The 19,880-nt window shown below is 51.0% G+C and carries 20 protein-coding genes, 1 riboswitch and 1 other annotated feature; of the genes, 16 read left to right on the forward strand and 4 right to left on the reverse strand.

What is annotated here, in order from left to right; all coding sequences use genetic code 11:
• The first annotated feature begins 58 nt into the window (after positions 1-58).
• Positions 59-299, forward strand: a binding site (T-box leader).
• Positions 300-521: 222 nt separating this feature from the next.
• Together FPZ45_RS05745 and FPZ45_RS05750 are read left to right on the forward strand one after the other, a co-directional pair.
• Positions 522-1,646 carry an aminotransferase class I/II-fold pyridoxal phosphate-dependent enzyme gene (locus FPZ45_RS05745; RefSeq protein WP_246120364.1) on the forward strand — a complete coding sequence of 375 codons (1,125 nt, stop codon included), beginning with the start codon at positions 522-524 and terminating at the stop codon, positions 1,644-1,646.
• Positions 1,647-1,686: 40 nt separating this feature from the next.
• Positions 1,687-2,391 carry a hypothetical protein gene (locus FPZ45_RS05750; RefSeq protein WP_144699356.1) on the forward strand — a complete coding sequence of 235 codons (705 nt, stop codon included), beginning with the start codon at positions 1,687-1,689 and terminating at the stop codon, positions 2,389-2,391.
• A 43-nt stretch (positions 2,392-2,434) separates the two neighbouring features.
• Here FPZ45_RS05750 and gdhA read toward each other — a convergent pair whose 3' ends face one another.
• Complete coding sequence (gdhA, locus tag FPZ45_RS05755; protein ID WP_144699358.1) at positions 2,435-3,808, reverse strand: NADP-specific glutamate dehydrogenase; 1,374 nt, start codon at positions 3,806-3,808, stop codon at positions 2,435-2,437.
• 241 nt (positions 3,809-4,049) lie between these two features.
• On the opposite strand from gdhA, the gene FPZ45_RS05760 reads away from it, so the two are divergent.
• From FPZ45_RS05760 to FPZ45_RS05785, 6 genes are all read left to right on the forward strand, one after another.
• On the forward strand, positions 4,050-4,814 hold the full coding sequence (locus tag FPZ45_RS05760; RefSeq protein ID WP_144699360.1) for a MerR family transcriptional regulator: 765 nt from the start codon (positions 4,050-4,052) through the stop codon (positions 4,812-4,814).
• A gap of 295 nt (positions 4,815-5,109) precedes the next feature.
• Complete coding sequence (locus tag FPZ45_RS05765; protein WP_144699362.1) at positions 5,110-5,550, forward strand: GntR family transcriptional regulator; 441 nt, start codon at positions 5,110-5,112, stop codon at positions 5,548-5,550.
• A complete protein-coding gene (locus FPZ45_RS05770; protein WP_144699364.1) occupies positions 5,543-6,232 on the forward strand; it encodes an ABC transporter ATP-binding protein in 690 nt (229 codons plus the stop codon). Before FPZ45_RS05765 ends, FPZ45_RS05770 begins: the two co-directional genes overlap by 8 nt.
• Positions 6,229-7,056, forward strand: coding sequence for a hypothetical protein (locus FPZ45_RS05775; RefSeq protein WP_144699366.1), 828 nt, complete (start codon positions 6,229-6,231; stop codon positions 7,054-7,056). The genes FPZ45_RS05770 and FPZ45_RS05775 overlap by 4 nt, the downstream gene beginning before the upstream one ends.
• Before the next feature lie 15 nt (positions 7,057-7,071).
• Positions 7,072-8,295, forward strand: a complete 1,224-nt coding sequence (locus FPZ45_RS05780; protein WP_144699368.1) for a hypothetical protein — start codon at positions 7,072-7,074, stop codon at positions 8,293-8,295.
• Positions 8,296-8,317: 22 nt separating this feature from the next.
• Positions 8,318-8,557 (forward strand): hypothetical protein, encoded by a 240-nt coding sequence (locus tag FPZ45_RS05785; RefSeq protein ID WP_144699370.1) that lies wholly within the window; start codon positions 8,318-8,320, stop codon positions 8,555-8,557.
• A 45-nt stretch (positions 8,558-8,602) separates the two neighbouring features.
• Here the strand turns inward: FPZ45_RS05785 and FPZ45_RS05790 are convergent, their stop codons facing one another.
• Positions 8,603-9,232: a helix-turn-helix transcriptional regulator gene (locus FPZ45_RS05790; protein ID WP_144699372.1), complete on the reverse strand. Its 630-nt coding sequence runs from the start codon at positions 9,230-9,232 to the stop codon at positions 8,603-8,605.
• Positions 9,233-9,253: 21 nt separating this feature from the next.
• Positions 9,254-10,156 (reverse strand): oxygen-dependent tRNA uridine(34) hydroxylase TrhO, encoded by a 903-nt coding sequence (gene trhO / locus FPZ45_RS05795; protein ID WP_144699373.1) that lies wholly within the window; start codon positions 10,154-10,156, stop codon positions 9,254-9,256.
• Positions 10,157-10,297: 141 nt separating this feature from the next.
• Positions 10,298-10,437: riboswitch (cyclic di-AMP (ydaO/yuaA leader) on the forward strand.
• 147 nt (positions 10,438-10,584) lie between these two features.
• On the opposite strand from trhO, the gene FPZ45_RS05800 reads away from it, so the two are divergent.
• On the forward strand, positions 10,585-11,232 hold the full coding sequence (locus FPZ45_RS05800; protein WP_144699375.1) for a nucleotidyl cyclase domain-containing protein: 648 nt from the start codon (positions 10,585-10,587) through the stop codon (positions 11,230-11,232).
• 73 nt (positions 11,233-11,305) lie between these two features.
• Here FPZ45_RS05800 and FPZ45_RS05805 read toward each other — a convergent pair whose 3' ends face one another.
• Entirely contained in the window at positions 11,306-12,112 is an 807-nt protein-coding gene (locus FPZ45_RS05805; RefSeq protein WP_144699377.1) for a DUF2935 domain-containing protein, read from the reverse strand.
• Between the two features lie 170 nt (positions 12,113-12,282).
• On the opposite strand from FPZ45_RS05805, the gene FPZ45_RS05810 reads away from it, so the two are divergent.
• The 7 genes from FPZ45_RS05810 (at position 12,283) to FPZ45_RS05840 (ending at position 19,791) form a co-directional block, all read left to right on the forward strand.
• On the forward strand, positions 12,283-13,062 hold the full coding sequence (locus FPZ45_RS05810; protein WP_186438243.1) for a gluconate 2-dehydrogenase subunit 3 family protein: 780 nt from the start codon (positions 12,283-12,285) through the stop codon (positions 13,060-13,062).
• A 13-nt stretch (positions 13,063-13,075) separates the two neighbouring features.
• On the forward strand, positions 13,076-14,797 hold the full coding sequence (locus FPZ45_RS05815) for a GMC family oxidoreductase (protein WP_144699379.1): 1,722 nt from the start codon (positions 13,076-13,078) through the stop codon (positions 14,795-14,797).
• Complete coding sequence (gene tatC, locus FPZ45_RS05820) at positions 14,794-15,552, forward strand: twin-arginine translocase subunit TatC (RefSeq protein ID WP_144699381.1); 759 nt, start codon at positions 14,794-14,796, stop codon at positions 15,550-15,552. Before FPZ45_RS05815 ends, tatC begins: the two co-directional genes overlap by 4 nt.
• A gap of 30 nt (positions 15,553-15,582) precedes the next feature.
• On the forward strand, positions 15,583-15,783 hold the full coding sequence (gene tatA, locus FPZ45_RS05825) for a twin-arginine translocase TatA/TatE family subunit (RefSeq protein ID WP_144699383.1): 201 nt from the start codon (positions 15,583-15,585) through the stop codon (positions 15,781-15,783).
• A 134-nt stretch (positions 15,784-15,917) separates the two neighbouring features.
• Complete coding sequence (locus FPZ45_RS05830) at positions 15,918-18,353, forward strand: MHYT domain-containing protein (protein WP_186438244.1); 2,436 nt, start codon at positions 15,918-15,920, stop codon at positions 18,351-18,353.
• A complete protein-coding gene (locus FPZ45_RS05835) occupies positions 18,353-18,724 on the forward strand; it encodes a response regulator (RefSeq protein ID WP_144699387.1) in 372 nt (123 codons plus the stop codon). Before FPZ45_RS05830 ends, FPZ45_RS05835 begins: the two co-directional genes overlap by 1 nt.
• Before the next feature lie 14 nt (positions 18,725-18,738).
• Positions 18,739-19,791 carry an HD domain-containing phosphohydrolase gene (locus tag FPZ45_RS05840; protein ID WP_144699389.1) on the forward strand — a complete coding sequence of 351 codons (1,053 nt, stop codon included), beginning with the start codon at positions 18,739-18,741 and terminating at the stop codon, positions 19,789-19,791.
• Positions 19,792-19,880 lie beyond the last annotated feature (89 nt).

Here is a 19,880-nt window from a genome sequence, read left to right on the forward strand (position 1 = left end):
ATATGTTGTTGCAATCTGGCTTTGTTGTGAGTATAATAACCTCAACTTGATAGGCAAGCCAAAGTCGATGAAGAGAAAGAGTACGTTACTCGTCAGTTCCGCAGAGAGTTGGGGTAGGTGAAAGCCAACGTTCGGGCGATAACGGAAAGCCGTCTCCGAGACGCAGACTGAAATTTTAGTAAGCTCTGCCGCATTTCCAGCGTTAACGGGAACACGTATTGATGGATACGTTGTAGAGTGCCGTTTCTATGCTTGAAGCGGAACTAGGGTGGTAACACGGGTATAAACTCGTCCCTTGCGGACGGGTTTTTTTGTTTTAAAAAATCAATCAAACAGCCGCAGTTTTGACTGTCCGCATTTCAAGACAATGAGGAGGATATCATATGAGTCTTTATCCAACGCCAACACAACCGCAACCGAAAAGCCAACCTGAACCGCAAGTTCAAACTGAAGCCGTGACGCCGCAGCCTGCCCGAGCTCCAAAGTCGCTTAGCGAATTGTTGTCTCCGCAAGTCCGTGCTATGCCGCCGTCTGGGATCCGCAAGTTTTTCGATTATACGTCGGGAATGAAGGACGTCATCTCGCTAGGGGTTGGGGAACCGGATTTCGTCACGCCGCAAATTGTCCGCGACGCTTGCGTCTCGTCGCTTGACAAGGGACGAACCTCTTATACCTCCAACGCTGGCTTGCCCGAGCTTAGAGAAGCGATCGCGGAATATATAGACGGGAATTACGGAGTCACTTATGAACCCGCTAATGAAATCATGGTTACCGTCGGAAGCAGCGAAGCGATCGATCTCGCGCTGCGCGCGCTGATCACGGAAGGCGATGAAATTCTGATTCCCGAACCGTGTTATATCTCGTATTCACCGATCGTATTCCTCGGCGGCGGTAAACCGGTCGGCGTGGAAACGACCGCAGAAAACCAATTCAAACTTACGGCTGATGCACTGGAAGCCAAACTCACCGATAGATCCAAGGTGCTCGTGTTATGTTATCCGAACAATCCGACGGGCGGAATTATGACCTACGAGGATTGGCTGCCGATCGCGAAGCTGGTCGAGGAGCGCAATCTCGTCGTTATCGCGGATGAAATCTATTCGGAACTGACTTACGGAGACAAACATACGAGCTTTGCATCGCTTCCCGGGATGAGAGACCGGACGCTGCTCGTCAATGGATTTTCCAAGGCTTTCGCCATGACGGGATGGCGCGTTGGATTCGTATGCGGTCATCGTGAACTGATCTCCGCGATGCTGAAAATTCACCAATATACCGTCATGTGCGCCCCGATCATGGGACAGATTGCCGGTCTCGCTTCCCTGCAGGTCGGAATGGAGGAGAAGGACCGAATGATAGAGTCTTACAATCAAAGACGCAGGGCTTTCGTTCAAGGGTTGAGACAGATCGGGCTGCCTTGCCATGAGCCGCAGGGCGCTTTCTACGCGTTCCCGTCTATCGCGCATACGGGACTCAGCTCCGAACAGTTCGCGCACCGCCTGCTTCAAGAGTCGAAAGTCGTCACAGTTCCCGGGCACGTTTTCGGTACGGGGGGAGAAGGATTTATTCGTTGCTCTTACGCTTCGTCGCAGTTACAATTAGAGGAAGCGCTGGAGAGAATCCGCAAGTTTTTGGATGTTGTATAGATCATTTTCCCGCCATACGCGGAAAGGAAGCGAGTCCACGATGGAAGCCGTTAAAATTAAATATTACCCTCCGCAAGAAGATTACATCGCCTTCGACAACGATGAAGATTACGCGGAAAAGGGCAGAGGTTGGGGCTTGTTCGGCAAAGTTCCCAAGACGCAATTCTGGTACAAAAATTCGGCGGTGCAATATCCGGTTACGATTAAGGGGTACCAGGAGTACAGGAACATGAGCGTTCTGGTCGTTGAATTCGATAACGGTCAGCTAACGTGCATTCACCCTTCGTATTTGAAAGAAATGCAAAGCGGCACGTTCGGCAGAGAAGCCGTCATAGACGAGACAGAAGGCGCGGATGAGCAGGAAACTAAAGGCGTTGCGGAAGATGCGGCGGAAGAAAAACCAGCGAAAGCCGTAAAAGCAGCGAAAAAGCCGAAAGAGAAGAAGGAAAAGCTGGAGCTGCCGGCCGATAAAGTGAAATTTACGGCTAAAGTGAAAGAATTCACGACGAAGCCTAATCCGTTCTCCGATCGGGACGACGAAATATTGCTGTTGGAAGAGGTCGCGATCGTCGGCGATTCTCCGCTTGCGATCGGGGAGGCTTGGTGCGGCTATAGCAACACGCTGAAAGGCTTCGGGTTTGAGGTTGGCCAAGCTCTTGAGTTCGAGGGGAAAGTCGTGGACAAGAAATTCAACAAAGAGATCTTGTACAAGGTGAACAATCCTTCGAAGATTAAGATCGTATAGAAAAAAGCCCGTCGTCGACGGGCTTTTTCCTTTAACAAACCTATTATACAACGCCTTGAGCCAGCATGGCATCGGCTACGCGGAGGAAGCCCGCGATGTTGGCGCCGACGACAAGGTTGCCGGAATGGCCATAAGCTTCGGCAGCTCTTACGCTGTTTTGGTAGATATTTTTCATGATGCTGTGGAGCTTCGCGTCTACCTCTTCGAACGTCCAGGACAGTCTCATGCTGTTCTGGCTCATTTCGAGTGCAGATACCGCTACTCCGCCGGCGTTGGCTGCTTTCGCAGGTCCGAACAGAACGCCGTTGTTCAGGAACACTTCGATCGCTTCGAGCGTGGACGGCATGTTCGCGCCTTCGCCAACCGCTTTAACACCGTTAGCAACGAGAAGTTTCGCGGATTCTTCGTCGATCTCGTTTTGCGTTGCGCAAGGAAGAGCGATATCGCAAGGGATCGACCAGATGCCGGAGCAGCCTTCGAAATATTCAGCGTGCGGGTGCTCGTTCACATACTCGCTGATGCGTTTGCGTTCAACTTCTTTCAGGCGTTTCACCGTTTGCAGGTTGATGCCTTTAGGATCGTATACATACCCGTTGGAATCGCTGCAGGCAACGACTTTGGCGCCGAGTTGAGTCGCTTTGTCGATCGCGTAGATCGAGACGTTGCCGGATCCCGAGACGACGACCGTGCTGTCTTTGAAGCTCAAGCCTTTAGATTCCAGCATTTCGTTTACGAAATAGACGCAGCCGTATCCCGTTGCTTCCGTGCGCGTAAGGCTTCCGCCGTAGATGATGCCTTTGCCCGTAAGAACGCCGGCTTCGTGTCCGCCTCTAATACGTTTGTATTGTCCGAACATGTAGCCGATTTCACGGGCGCCAACGCCGATATCTCCCGCTGGAACGTCTTCGTCCGGTCCGATATATTTGTAGAGCTCGGTCATGAAGCTTTGCGTAAAACGCATAATCTCGTTGTCCGATTTGCCTTTGGGATCGAAGTCGGAACCGCCTTTACCGCCGCCGATGGGAAGGCCGGTCAAGGAGTTTTTGAAGATTTGCTCAAAACCGAGGAATTTGATGATGCTGGCATTAACCGAAGGGTGGAAGCGAAGACCGCCTTTGTAAGGACCGATGGCGCTGTTGAATTGTACGCGGTAACCGCGGTTCACATGCGTCTTGCCACTGTCGTCCACCCAAGGCACCCGGAAGTACACGACGCGTTCAGGTTCTACGATGCGTTCCAGGATGCTTTGTTTCATATACTTAGGATGTTTCGCGAATACAGGAGTGAGGGAGTCCAAAATCTCTTTGATTGCTTGATGGAATTCGTTCTCGTGCGGGTTGCGTTTTATAACGGCCTCGTATACCGATTGAACGTATTGTTGAGCGGCCGATGTTTGTTCTGGCGTAATAGTAGTCACTCTCTCATAACACTCCTTTATAATATTTGCATTATTCCTAAGAAACCATGCATTTTTATACTTATTGATTGTAGATTATACACGAGTGCTTAGCAAATTAAAATTATTTTTATACCCGAAAATTATGTTTTATCTCTTTAATTGCAATTCATCCGTTTTATGGAAATGGATAACACTTTATGCAAATGCTTGACATTCACGTTGCGTAAAGGAGTACGCTTGGTTTGCGAGGGGATCGATCATGGAGTACACGGTTCAGAAGCTGGGTCAGCTGGCGGGCGTAAGCACGCGTACACTTAGATACTATGATGAGATCGGCATTCTTAAGCCGGCAAGAATTAATTCATCTGGTTATCGGATTTACGGTACGCGAGAAGTCAATCAATTGCAGCAAATTTTGTTCTATCGCGAGCTGGGCGTAAGTTTGGATGACATTAAGAGCATCATCACGTCGCCATCTTTTGATGCGGACCGGGCGCTCCGAGATCACCGCGATAACCTGCTGGAGCGAAGAAAACAATTGGACGCGCTCATCGCCAATATCGATCTCACCTTAGCGCAAAGAGAGGGGATAGCCGAAATGAGCGACAAGCAGAAATTTGAAGGTTTCAAGCAAAAGCTGATTGACGACAATGAGGAAAAGTACGGAAAGGAAATTCGCGAGAAGTACGGGGACGAAGAGGTTGAAGCGACGAACGCGAAAGTCCGGAATATGACGGAGGAGCAGCACGCCGAGCTTGAGCGGTTGACCGCGGATATTCACGTCGCGTTAGCGGAAGCATTCGCAACGGGCGATCCGGCAGGCGAGATTGCTCGTAAGGCGGTTGAACTTCATCGCCGCTGGCTCAGTTTTTACTGGGACAGTTACAGCAAAGAGGCGCACGCGGGACTCGCTCAGATGTATGTGGCTGACGAGCGATTTAGAGCGTATTATGACAAGGACCAGCCTGGAACGGCGGAATTTCTGCGGGATGCGGTGCTGATCTATGCAGGGAACGATTCATAGTGCTGAAAAACAAGCCGCGTCGCCGCGGCTTGTTTGCTTATCCAGGAGAAATCGATCAAATCTATCCCTGTAGATGGGAAGCAATACTCGAAAAAATCGAACAATTGTGCGACAGTGGCAGGAAACCGGGGGAGTTACTGGAAAAAACAAGTAATTCCGCGTTAGTGGCGAAGAAACGGAGCCCAAATATCCTTTAAATAAAACGACTTGACACGACAAGCGTATGAAGCCCATAATACACATGTGGTGTATGAACCACTTAATACATACACTTGAATGATTGCGAGGTAGCGGAATGAACACAGGTGCAGGCTGGGAGGATATCGTTTTCAATAGCCGCGATCCGGTTTATCTGCAGGTGGTACGGCATTTCAAGGAGCTGATCGTCACCGGCCGTCTGGACGCGGGACAGGTCATTCCATCGCGAAGGGAACTAGGCGCCAAACTGAAAATAAATCCGAATACGGCGCAGAGAGCTTACAAGGAGATGGAGGAACGGAAATTGATCGTAACGGAAGGAAACTCGCCAAGTCGAATTACGATGGACGATAACGTATTGCGGACGATCCGTTCGGAGCTGCTTGGAGAAGCGGTCGAAGCATTCGTCGCATCGGTCAGTAAAATAAACGTACCCGTGGAAGAACTGGTCGAGTTAGTGAAGATCAAATACATTGAAGCGCAGGACGACGTATCAGGACGCACCGTTTCTGAGGGAGGGGGAGACAAGCATGATTGAAGTGCGCAACATACGCAAGCGTTATCGCATGCGCTACGTTCTACAAGACGTATCGTTCACGGCGGAGAAAGGGCAAATCACTTGCCTGATCGGCATGAACGGAGCCGGCAAATCGACGATTCTGAAAGCGATCATGGGGCTTACTCCCGTCAAGAGCGGGCAGATTCTGATTGACGGACAACCACTCGGCAAGTCAGTTTACGAGAAAGTCGCATTCGTGCCGGATCATCTTACAATGCCGCTCGGCATGAAGCTGTCCGAGGGACTGCGGTTCATGGCGGATTTCTATGACAGTTGGAACCCGCAGAGGGCGGAGGAACTCATACGATTTTTCAAGCTGGACACCAAAGAGAGAATCGGTAACTTATCGAAAGGAACCGCGGCGAAATTTAATCTCGTGCTCGGATTGGCGCCCAATTCGGAATACGTGTTGATGGACGAGCCGTTCTCCGGGATCGACATGTTCAGCCGGGAGATGATCGCCGAAGTCTTCTCCAGCGAATTGATCGAAGAGCGCGGCGTTCTGCTGACTACGCATGAGATCGGGGAGATGGAACATTTGATCGATAGAGCGGTCATTATGAGGGACGGAAAGATCGGCATGGATTTCGACTGCGAGCAGGTTCGAAGCGAAGAAGGCAAGTCGGTTATCGACGTCATGAGAGAGGTGTATTTGCCTTGAACAGGTATTTGAAGCTCGTACATATGGAAATTTACCGTTTTCGATATATGCTCGCCATCCTTATGGGATTGACGGCCGTCTGCCAGATCGTCGGGTTGGTCTTGTACCTGAACAGCGAAGTCCAATACCGCTATTCCCACTTCGACAAGTTCGGCCAATGGCCCGATTCGAATGCCATGTCGTTCGCCAGAGCGTTGTTCGGAACCCAAGGATGGTTTGCCATACCGGTGGTTCTTTGCATAGCGGCACTGATCTTATACGCGTTCTTGATCTGGTACAGGGATTGGTTCGGACGCAGCACCTTCATTTATCGTCTACTGATGCTGCCGACAGCCAGAAGACACATTTACCTGGCGAAGCTGACCGCTCTGATTACGTTTATATTCGCTCTCGTGGGCTTTCAGCTAGTGCTCCTTTCTTTGGAGAAATGGATCTTCGCGTTTACGGTGCCAGCCGAGCTGACGGAACATTCCTATATCGCCGAAGCCATCGAAGCAAACAGAGTACTCGCAACACTGCTGCCTCGATCATTCGAACAATTTATGTATGCTTACGGGATCGGAATAATGGCGGTTATCGTCGCTTTTACGGCGATCCTGATCGAGAGAAGCTTCCGATTAATAGGAATCGTATACGCAGCCTTTTATGTCGCAGCTTGTTTGCTGGCGGTCGTTTTCCCGATCTACACGTTTGGCATCGACCGTTCGAATGCTTATTTGTATCCCGAGGAAGTATTCGGAATCGAATGTCTCATATGCATCTTAGTGATCTCCGTATCGGTATGGCTCGGGTTCCGATTGCTCGCGAAAAAAATAACGGTGTAAAGGGGGAAAGCGGGAGTGAAACGTTATCTATTATCTATTGTTCTGGGCGTTTTCGCCGTTGTCGCAATCGCATTCTATTATATGTTCGGTTCGTCAAACGGGCTGCCCGAATACAAGTTAGCGACGATCGAAGGGGATCCAGCTCTTGGCGAGAAGATCTCGTTGGACGGCAGTTACGTAGGCGGAATTGGCTCGAAATCGTTAACGATAACCGCGAAGGGTACGAAATACGGGTTTGAAAAATCGTTCTATGAGCGGAATTTCAACTCCTCCCGTTATTTCACAAGTCGATTCGAGGATATGGTCGCTTTGAAGAAAGAACATCGCAATTTCATGAGAGCCAAAGGCAACGTAAACAGCTTTTATAAAGATGCGGAATGGCTAATCTACGCCGATATTTACGTATATCGTACGGAGGATTCCAAAAACGAATGGAGATTAAAGCTGGATCTTCTGGAAGAATCGACGGGTAAAATCACTCATTACGAGAAAGTAATTGAGAACGAAAATGGAGTATGGATCAGCGTAGAGGACGTGCAGCGGATCGATAATGAGCTGCATATCTTAGGAAGACAAAACGACAACTTCCTTGATCTCGTCGTCAACATCACGGACGGAGAAATCGTTAGAACCGTAAAGCTAGAGTCCGAGACGAAAAACGGTAAAGATATCGAATTCAAACTTTATGTCCTATCCAACCAAATTCGATCGGCGCCGTCCGAATATGCCGTGCTTTATACCCGAAAAGAGAAGGTGCTGAAAAGAAGCAATGGCGGCTACACTTCAGAGGCCCTGTCCGCCGAACTGGCGGCGTATTCGTACCGTACGGGCAAGCTGATTCCGATTCCGGAAATCGTCGAGAACCAAAACGGGATACTAGCTCCTACCAACTTTATATTAAACGGAGAAACATTGACCTACTTGGTCAATAAAGGCGTTTCATTGTCGGTATACGAGTACGATCTGGTATCCGGAGAAACCATGACGCTGATAGAGGATTTGAGCGCCGAACAATTGGGCGGAGAATTAATCGGTGATATTGCCATGCTCGCGCAAAATAAAATCCATCTGCTCGCTCGGAACAATAACGGTTTTCGTGACGGAGAAAGCATGGCAGTTGTCGTCGACGCCACTAACGGCAACGTTCTTTATAAGGGGAAGGTCATCTCGGAAGGCCCGGAAGCGACTGCCAATGAGCGCAAAAAAAACCTGTGGGTACGTGGTCTTTATGTTCAATAGCAAACCTAATGGGAGCGAGCGATTGAAGCATGTCGTACAAACCTTGAGAAGGTATGAAGAGTACGGGTATTCCATCGCTTACTTTATTTTGCAAGACGAAGAGCTCGCCGTTCATGCGGCGAAAGCCGCGTTACTTGAGGCGGGGCGGGATCGGGAGTTGGCCGGAAAATCGGACAGCGTGTTGAGAGCTAGCTTCGGCAAGCTTGCGATGCGCAAGGCGCTCGAAACGAAGCGCTCACAGCTGATAAGTCTGAACATATAAGCAAATGCACCTTGTTCCCGCTAGAAGGGAGCAAGGTGCATTGTATTATAGCGGATGAATCCGATAGACGCATTTATTGTCTCCATTGGCTAAACAGTCCGTTCGGCTGACTTCCGCATTCAGCAAAGATTCGAACAATTGGAGCTCGCAGGAGCAGGCGTGATTGTACTTATTGGCTACTTGGGAGATCGGGCAGTTGTATTCGGTAAGAATGAAGCCGTCGTCGCCGGATTTTTCCCAACTCGCCATATAACCGTTCTCGTTCTGAATTTCGGAAAGCGCGGCGACTTTGTGCTCCAGGTTATTGCCGGTCATCTTGCCGACGTACCGGTTCTCGAGCGTCGATCTGCGAAGATCGAATAGATGATTTACCATCTCTTCTCCGGATTCGCTTTCTAACTCGGCTAACAGATCGAGCGCGACGGCGTGATAGTTCTTCGGGAAGAAGTCATCGGCCGTGTCCGTTAGCCGGTAGACCGCGGCGGGACGCCCCATCGGAAGACGAACCGTTGTCGATTCGATCAGATTGTCCCGTTCCAGGTTGGCAATATGCCTTCTGACGGCCATTCCCGTTATCCCGAGTTGGTCGGTGAGTTCTTTGGCCGTCAGTTGCCCAGAGGTTTTCAGCAATTGCATAATCCTGTTACGGGTCGACAAATCCAGATCGTCTTTCATGACATCACTTCCCTGGTATTTTTATGTGGACGATCCGGCAGCGGCCATATCATGGGTCGCACATTCTTCCGAACAGTATCCGTGATGTTCTTGCTCGCACTCTTCGCAGCATAAATACTGAAGGTGGCACGTATCGTCCGTGCAATTGATGTATCGGTCGGTTTTTTGGCCGCAATGATGGCATTCCCCGACAAGCACATGCTCGTCGGTCCGGTTGATCCTCACCGAGACCCGTTCATCGAACACGTAACAATTGCCGTCGAAGCCCCGGCCTTGCACCTCTGGATCTTGTCCATAGGTGACGATCCCGCCGTCTAGCTGGTAGACGTCATCGAATCCTTCGTTTTTCAGCACGGCGGTCAGCATCTCGCAGCGGATGCCGCCTGTACAGTAGGTGAGAATCGGCTTATCTTTATGCTCGGCCAAGTTCTCGCGAATCCACTCGGGAAATTCGCGGAACGTCTCTAGATCAGGTTTGATCGCGCCACGGAAATGGCCTAGATCGTATTCGTAATTGCTTCTTCCGTCAAGAATGAGCACGTCGTCCCACTGCATTTTCTCGTAGAACTGAGCTGGCGTTAATCTGGCGCCCCCGTCTACGTTCGGATTCAGCTTCTTGTCGTAACGAAGTGTAACAAGCTCTTTCTTGTGCCGCACAAATATTTTCTTGAACGCGTGGCTATCGGATTCTTCGATCTTGAACAGCAGATCGGAGAAGAGAGGATGGGCATGCATGGCCGCCATGTAGGCATCGGTTTGTTCGATCGTTCCGGATAGCGTGCCGTTGATTCCTTCCTCGGCGATCAGAATACGTCCGAGAATGCCCAACTCTTTGCAGAATTGCAAATGCTCCGCGGTTAGAGCTTCCGGGTCCGGGATCGGAACATATTTATAGAAGAGTAGAATGCGGTAATCGTTTTTCATCGGAAAACACCTTTCTAGCGCCGCTTGCAATGCGGGTGATCTTCTAATCGTATCCGTTCCCTTTAACATAGTCAACATATATGTTTATTATGTTGGCGAATCGCGAATAACCGTTTGACATTAGGGCGTTATCGGCATACTATTATTAATACGCTTAGTTTCCGCCTCTTGAGGACGGAAAGCGGGGGAACCGTTCATGTGGGGCGAATCGTTCGATAGAACGTAGGGTACCATCTACCCGAGTCCGTCAGCTAACCTCGTCAGCAGAGATGGGTCTGAGCATAAGCGATTCTAATTTCTGACTATCGGACCCTAACCAAGGGTCTTTTGCGTTTAATAAAGGCCCTTGAATTGTCGATGTGAGCCATTCCGACATCTTAAGGGTCTTTTTCGTATTCATTGATTATCATTCCAGGGAGGTGCGATCGATGCAACAGTCGGATTCCGTCAGAACCACTTACGAGAACCTCATGGAGAAAACAAAGCAAATCGTTCAGCAGAAAACCGGGAAGTCCGATCCGAATCCTACGGAGGAGCAGTACGCCGTACTGCATTTGAAAGTCGAAGCCGAAGGTGGGCGTGATGGAGCGAAAGATCTGTCCAGCGCGCAAATCGGTGTCACCCGTCTCCTTGCCGTCATCGCGCAGATCGTCTCCGGATGGGGAGGAACGCTCATCGAAGCGAATCATCAATTTTATACGGCGATCTTTCCGATGTCCGAACCGGATGCGGCAAGCCGCAGTTGCATCTGCGGACTGCAGATCATTCGCGCGATCGACGATGTCGTAAACCCTTCTCTCATAGAGGAAGGCATCCATCTTCGGTTTCAAGGCGGCGTTGGGATCAGCATGGGCCAGGTTTACGGCTTCCAGACCGGCTTGACGATGCCCGTCGATAGCTTGTATTACGGAGACGCGATGGCAAGCGCTGTAGAATACGCGAACATGACAAGCGGTTTCGTGATCGTCGACAAGGTCGTCAAAGAGCATTTTGAAAGATCGGATTCCGAGTTCAAAGCCGAATTCGTTCCTTATCGTTATCATGAATGGGTCGGTTACCGTTTTCATGTAAATTGACTACGTGTGGCGAACAGAAGAAGAGCCTTTGGGAGAAAGACTTCCCAAGGGCTCTTTTTGCTAATGATCATGACTATTCGGTGTGGATCACGACTCTGGGCTTAGCGGGATCGCAATCGGGCGACGCGATCTCTCCGCATTTCGCAAGCTTGGTCAAGTAGTAGCATTCTTCGCGGTACATATGATCGGGTACGAGCGGGCTTAGTCTGCTAAGCAACTGATCGCTTAGATCCATCTCTTCGAGTTCTTGAAGGAATGCCATGAAAATGCGCATTTCCAAGTTGACGTCTTCGTGAAATCTGCCGATGGACGGATAATGTTCGCGAAGCGTGCGCAAATAACCGGTCAACTCGATTGCCTTCAAATATAACGCCTGAAAATGGGCTTCGAACTTTCTGCTTTTCTTAATGAGACGTCTCTCCGACAAGTCCAAGTCGCCGGCCAGACTGCCTGCATGCCCGACGGCGTCGGATAGCCACAACAGATCATGGTGCAGGGAACCGTATTGGGGCACCGGATATCCTAGCGCAAGAGCATCCAGAATTCGGGCATATTCCTCCAATTCATTGACCATATGGTTGAGGAATGTCGGCGACATGCCGATGACGACTTTGCCGGTCAATTTTCGGTCCAACAGATTCAGCTTGAACTCGCGCAGAGCCAAAGTTGCTTGCTGGGCCGATTCGGTCAATTCCCTAAACATCGCCCCGTCCATGAATCCGCGCGATTGGGCGAGCAATCCATCGAATAAATGGATGAATTGCGCGGCATGATCGATGTCCGTTCTTTCTGTCGGAGACAACACGTTAAAAATAAAGCGTGAATGGTCCCCTAGAATTTGCAACCAAAACCGATGCTCGAACATCGCTTCTTGGTCCATTGGATCTCTCCTTACCTGATGTGATATTGCTCTAAATTTATGTTGGCGCGTCATGTTCATGACTAAAGAATCCGTATGCCCACTTTGGAGGGTGAATGGATGAAATTCCTGATTCAGGGAATAATTCGCGTAGATTCATTCCGATGCGAGAAGAAGAAAGGAAGAGTTCAATGGCCAAACAACCATCTCAGCAGCCTCAGGACGAATCGCGCAGAAAATTTCTCAAATACTCGGGAACCGCGATCGGCGGCGTTGTCGTAGGCGGCGTAATCGGTGGAATTATCGGCTCGAACATGAAGGGCGGGCAGAAGGAGCCTGCCGCGCCGCCGAGCGAGACGAACACTCCGGCCGTTCCGGCAGATCGGGATTACAATCAGGCGTTAATGTTTTTCTCTCAAGATCAATTTCTGACGACGGAGGCAGCGACGGAGCGGATTTTTCCCCAGGACGATCTCGGGCCAGGAGCGAAGGAGCTTGGCGTCGCTTTCTTTATCGATCATCAGATGGCGGGCGGATACGGCTTCAACTCGAGGGATTATATGTCGCCGCCTTTCTACAAAGCGGAAGCGTCGCAAGGGTATCAGCTTACGTTCAAGCGAAGAGAACTTCTAGCGCTCGGTTTGGACGCCCTGAACGAATACAGCAACGAAAAGTACAAGAAGACTTACGCGAAGATGACGCCGGAGGAGCAGGATTCGGTGCTGACTGCATTCGAGAAAGACGAAGTGAACCTGAAAGGCGTTCCTGCATCGACTTTCTTCACGATGCTGCAGAATTTGACCATGGAAGGCGTCTATTCGGACCCCCTCTATGGCGGGAATAAAAACATGGAGGGATGGCGCATGCGAAATTACCCGGGCAACCAGATGAGCTATACCGATCAAATCGATAAGGAAGAGTTCATCAAAATGGAGCCTCTCAGCTTGCACGACCATCTTCAATTAGGTTAAGGAGGGCAGAGTTATGGCGAACACGCTTCCCAAAGTGCCCATCGTCATCGTTGGGATGGGATGGGTCGGCGGCATCATCGCCGCCGAATTAACTAAGGCCGGCCACAACGTAGTCGGGCTTGAACGCGGCAAAAGCCGCAGCACCCAGGATTATTATCACGTTCATGACGAATTGCGCTACGCGTCCCGTTACGAACTGATGCAGGACCTATCCAAAGAGACGGTAACGTTCCGCAATACGGAGAAGGTTCGAGCGCTGCCGATGCGCTCGTACGGTTCGTTCCTGCTTGGAGATGGCCTCGGGGGCGCGGGCGTTCACTGGAACGGGCAATATTACCGGTTTTTGCCTTACGACTTCGAGATACACAGCAAAACGATCGAGCGATACGGGAAAAATAAAATACCGAAGGAGATGTCGATTCGCGATTGGGGCATTACGTATGACGAGCTTGAGTCTTACTTCGTGAAATACGAACAAATGTCCGGAATATCGGGACCTTCCGAACTGCCGGACAATATCGGCAAAATGTCGATCCCGTACGCGACGCCGCCGATGAAGATGTCACCCGGAATGAAGCTGTTCACGGATGCCTCGTCCAAGCTCGGCTACCATCCGTATATTATCCCTTCGGCGAACCTGTCCCAGGATTACACGAATCCGGACGGCATCGAACGGGCCTCCTGCCAGTATTGCGGGTATTGCGAACGCTTCGGCTGCGAATATGGCGCCAAGGCTGATCCTGTCGTGACGGTGCTTCCGGTCGCACAGAAGTCGGGCAAATTCGAGCTTCGTACCCATGCGAACGTGACGGGCATTCTTCACGACGGGAAAAAAGCGACCGGAGTCAAATACGTCAACACGTTGACGGGACAAGAATCCGTGCAGCCGGCAGACATCGTCATACTGGCGGGTTACGTGTTTACCAACGTACGGCTGTTGCTGCTCTCCAAGCTTGGCAAGCCGTACGACCCGACGACCGATACGGGGGCGGTAGGCCGGAACTATGCCTATCAAGTGAACGGAGCGAGCTCGGTCGCTGTCTACGAAGACCGGGAGTTTAATCTCGCGATGGGCGCGGGCGCGCTTGGAAGCAGTCTGGATGACTTTAACGGCGACAACTTCGATCACAGCGACCTCAAGTTCATTCACGGAGCGAATATCCGATTTACCCAAACGGGGTTGCGTCCGATCCAATATCAGCCGGTACTCGCGGGAACGCCGAAATGGGGCAAAGATTTCAAGCAAGCCACGATCCATAACGCGAATCGGATTCTGGCGGTATCCGGGCAAGGGGCCAGCATGCCGAACCGGTATCACTATTTGGATCTGGATCCCGAGTACAAGGATTCGCTTGGATTGCCGCTCATTCGGATGACGTTCGATTTCCTCGATCAGGATCGCGAGCTCGTGAAATTCATCGCTCAGAAAACGAAAGAAATCGCCGATCAGATGGGGGCGACGAAAACGGAAATACACGATACGATCAGACAGTACAACATCGTCCCTTACCAATCGACGCATAACACGGGAGGCACGATCATGGGCAGCGATCCGAATACGTCGGTCGTGAACAATTATTTGCAAATGTGGGACGCGGAAAACGTGTTTATATGCGGAGCATCGAACTTCTGCCACAACAGCGGATATAACCCGACGGCTACAGTCGGCGCACTCGCTTACCGTGCGGCCGAAGGCATAGAGAAATATATGAAGAAAGGCGGATCGCTCGTTTGAGCGGCGTCGGGACGAACAGGGAAGAGAATGAGGGAGAATGGGTCGCACACTTGACAGAGCTTCGCAAACGGTTGATCTATGTTGCCGCATGGTTTATCGCCACGCTGGTCTTGGGGCTTTACTCCGCGCCTCGAATTCTCGGTTATATTAAAGATCACGCAAGTTCGACCAAGATCGAATGGAGTGTTTTCTCGCTTTCAGACGGGCTCGTCGTCTATATGAAATGCGCCATGCTCATCGGCTTCGTTCTCACGCTGCCGATACTGCTCTATCATCTCTGGGCGTTCGCCCGTCCCGGAATGACCGACTCGGAAGCGAAAAACACGCTGCTATACGTGCCGATGTCGTTTCTTCTGTTCGTATTGGGGGTCAGCTTCGGCTATACGGTCGCGATTCCGATGATGATCCGGTTCATGATCAAACTGAATCAAGGCATCGGCGCGATGGAAGTGTACGGGATTCATCACTACGTCTCGTTCCTCGTCAGCTTCCTTCTGCCGATGGGGATCGCGTTCGAGATGCCGCTAGCGATGATGTTCATGACACGTATCGGACTATTGACACCGGGGCAGTTAAAACCGGTCAGGAAGTACGCTTACGTCGGGCTCGCCGTTATTGGCTCTTTGATCTCTCCGCCGGATTTCGTTTCCCATCTGTCGGTGACGATTCCTTTAATCGTACTATTCGAGATTAGCGCATGGATCTCTACCCGATATTATCGCAGAAGGACGCTCGTTCCGGCCGGACAGGTTTGAAAATGTCTTCATTATAAAGGAGGTGACGTGATGTTAAACAACATCGGCATATCCGGGCTGATCATCATCCTGGCGATCGCGCTCATCGTGTTCGGACCGACGAAGCTGCCGCAGCTTGGCAGGGCTTTCGGGGACACGCTGCGGGAATTCCGCAATTCGACGAAAGGCATCGTCGACGAAGAATTGCCGGATAAAGCGACGGTTATCGAGATCGACAAAGCGAAAGATTAGTCCATCAATGCGAACTTCATAGGCGCAGAAGCATGAATAGGCGATGCAGGGAAAATTTCCTGCATCGCCTTTCTGCATTCGTCCGGCTCTTCATTCGGAATGCCTCAATGCCGACAAATGAAGGAAGGAGCGTAATGATCCGTATGGATGAGTTGCGTTCTTCGATAATATTTGGAAAGAAGTGGTTGCAGTTGGAGCATGTCCATGGATCGTACGATTCCATGCTGGTCGTTTTTTCTTATATCGTCGCGGTCGTCGCTTCTTACACGGTACTCGATCTGGCCGGTAAGGTGAGTGAAACTTCGGGAAAAAGCCGTTTGCTATGGCTCGTCTTCGGCGCAGCGGCAATGGGAATGGGTATTTGGTCAATGCATTTCGTCGGCATGCTTGCGCTTCGGTTGCCCGTGCCGGTCTCATATGATCTTACGCTGGTCTTCCTATCCGTGCTTGCTGCGATTCTGGCTTCATTCGCGGCGCTGAGAATCGTCGCGCGGGACAAATTGACGCCCGGCAGGCTTATTGGCGGAGCTTTGCTCTTGGCGCTTGGTATTTCCTCCATGCACTATATCGGCATGGCCGCCATGCTAATCGATATCACCTATGATCCCGCGATTTTCGTATTGTCCATCGCAATCGCGCTGGCCGCTTCGATTGCAGCGCTATGGCTGGCTTTTTATTTCAAGAAAGGCGACGTCAAGAGCGATACATGGAAGAAACTTGGAAGCGGGTTCATTATGGGCGCGGCGATCGTCGGTATGCATTATACGGGAATGATGGCCGCTCATTTTCATCTTGGAGCGCGGTCGGAGCTGGCAACGGGTCTTCGACTCGATCAGGATTGGCTAGCTTATCTCATCTCGGGAGGAACATTATTCACGCTGGGATTGTCTCTGCTGGGCATATACATTTCACGTCGGTTCTCGTCCAAGGATTCGGAAATTCAGCAGCAATCAAGAGAGATTCAACTGAAAAACCAACAGCTTCAACTACTGAACGATAATCTGGAGCAACTGGTCAAGGAACGCACGGCACAATTGGAAAAGGCTCACGACGAAGCAATCAAGGCGAACAGGGTCAAAAGCCAATTTCTTGCGAACATGAGTCATGAACTAAGGACGCCTCTTAATGCGATTATCGGCTATAGCGAAATGCTTGTGGAGGAAGCCGAAGAGCTCGGTGAACCGACTTTCGCGGCTGATCTTCAGAAAATCAGCAAATCCGGCAAGCACTTGCTCTCGCTCATCAATGACATATTGGACATCTCCAAGATCGAAGCCGGAAAAATGGAAATTTATCCGGAAAGATGCGACTTGCAAGGTGTTCTTCAAGACGTAGTCATGACGGTCAAGCCTATAATCGAAAGTAACGGCAACAGGATAGAGATAGAATGGGGCAAAGGGGAAATGGTTACCGACGTCACTAAGCTGCGCCAGATTCTAATTAACCTGCTGAGCAACGCCGGTAAATTCACGAAAGACGGGGTTATTCGCTTTGAAGCCTATCCGGAGGAGAAAGAAGGGCGGAGCGGTTACGGTTTTCGCGTCACGGATTCGGGAATCGGTATGACGCCCGAGCAGGTCGGCAAGCTGTTCCAGCCTTTCACCCAAGCCGACTCGTCTACGACGCGCAAATATGGAGGAACTGGACTCGGACTGGCGATTAGCCAGCGCTTTTGCGAGTTGCTCGGAGGCGAAATTTATGCGGAGAGCGAACCTGGCGTAGGCAGCTGCTTCATCTGCTGGCTCCCCGAGGAAACCGCCGATATGAATCGGTTGTCCGATATACCGGTAGAGGCAACTTTCTCGAAGGAAGCCGAGGGATCTAGCCAGGTCAGCATATTGCTCATCGACGACGAACCGTTGAACAGGCAATTGATGAGCGATTACCTCGCCAATGAAGGGTGGACGCTGGCTTTCGCCGAGAGTGGCGAGGAGGGGCTTCTCCTGTCGAAGAAGCTGCGGCCCAAGGTGATCTGCTTGGACATTCTGATGCCCGGAATGGACGGATGGAGTGTGCTTTCGGCATTGAAGAGAGATCCGGAACTGCGGGATATTCCGGTCGTTATCCTCTCGATGACCAATGACAAGCAACTGGGATATACGCTTGGAGCCTCTGAGTTCCTGGAGAAACCTGTGGAAAGGGATCGTCTGGTCGGCATTATCGACAAGTTCGTCCCGGCTACCAGCGGTTCGGGTGTTCTTGTCATTGAGGATGACGCGACGACTAGCGAACTGATGACAAAGCTGCTTCATAGAGAGGGATATTCCGTGACCCAAGCGGCTAACGGAAGATTAGCTTTGGAATGCCTGGAGAGAGAGTTGCCCGGAGTCATCTTGCTTGATTTGATGATGCCGGAGATGGACGGATTCGAATTCGTATTGGAGCTTCGCAAGCGCGAGGAGTGGAGCTCGATCCCGATCGTCGTCGTCACGGCCAAAACGATCAATTCCGAGGACCGTTTAAGGCTGCATGGATACGTGAAGAGCGTGATGCAGAAAGGGGCGTTCGATCCGAAGCAATTGCTCGGGGAAATTCGCCAATTTATGAACGGACAGCAGGAGGTGGGCTGATGCGGACAATTCTACTTGTCGAGGATAACGAATTAAATCGCGACATGCTCTCTCGGAGGCTTGCGCGCAAGGGGTATCAAGTCATTACGGCCGAAGATGGCCGGCAAGGAATCGATCTCGCCGGGAGCGAGATGCCCGATCTGATTCTGATGGATATGAGCTTGCCCGTCCTGGATGGATGGGAAGCGACTCGTTTGCTCAAAGCCTCATCTGAAACCCGGAGCATCCCGATCATCGCGCTGACGGCGCATGCTATGGCCGAAGACGAGCGGAAAGCTTACCAAGCCGGATGCGACGATTTCGATACGAAACCAATAGACTGGGCCAGATTGCTCGGGAAAATCGAAGCGGCTCTTGCCAATTGCGAATAGAATGGAGAATTTCAATGGACGACACCCAAGCGAAAATATTGATAGTAGACGACCAAGAGTACAACGTCAGTCTGTTGGAGCGCATTCTTAGGCGAGCGGGGTTCAGCCATGTTCACAACACCTTGGATCCGCTGGAAGTTAAAGATCTTGTTGCGAGGCTTGACCCGGACATTGTTCTGCTCGACCTGCATATGCCGGGAATGGACGGCCTGCAAGTGCTTCGGCAGATTCGGGAACAAACGGAAAAGGACCACTATCTTCCTGTGCTGATGCTTACCGCCGATACGACGCCTGAAATGAAGCAACAAGGATTGCTTGCCGGCGTGAACGACTTCTTGACGAAACCGTACGACCGGACTGAAGTTGTGCTTCGTATCCGTAACTTGTTGAAAACGAGGGAGCTGCACCGGCAGTTGCAACATCATAACAGCACGTTGGAAGAAAGAGTCCGGGAACGTACGAAGGAACTGCAGCAAGCTAAGTTGGAAATGTTGCTCCTGCTCGGGCGCGCCGCGGAGTATCGGGACGATATGACCGGCCAGCATACGCAAAGGGTTGGCAGGCTTTCGGGAATGATTGCGGGCAAGTTGGGCTTCTCCGAGGAACAAGTCGATGCGATTCGCAAGGCAGCACCTCTTCACGATATCGGCAAGATCGGCATTCCGGACGACATTTTGTTAAAACCCGGACGTTTCGAACCTCATGAATTCGAACGGATGAAAACCCATACGACAATCGGAGCGAATATTCTCGGAGGGAGTTTCTTCAATATTTTGCGGCTGGCAGGCGTCATTGCCCAATCCCATCATGAGAAATGGGACGGAACCGGCTATCCCGACGGCTTATCCGGCGAAGGAATTCCCATCGAAGCCAGAATCGTAGCGCTTGCCGATTTCTATGACGCACTCACGCACGAACGACCTTACAAAAGAGCGTGGACGCCTGAAGAAACGCTAGAAGAAATCCGGAGACAGCGCGGCGCCCATTTCGATCCGAGAGTCGTTGACGCGTTCGTGGAATTGTTTAACGAGCCCGGCTTTGCCGAACCGATCGAGAAAACATCGTAATTGTACAGCGGCCGAGAGGCCGCTATTTTTCTATTAAATGCGATTTTGGGAAATTCAGTGTAAGGAAAAACAGCTTTGAGCGTCTAATC

Source organism: Cohnella terricola (genome assembly GCF_007786475.1).
Taxonomy (GTDB): Bacteria; Bacillota; Bacilli; order Paenibacillales; family Paenibacillaceae; genus Cohnella; species Cohnella terricola.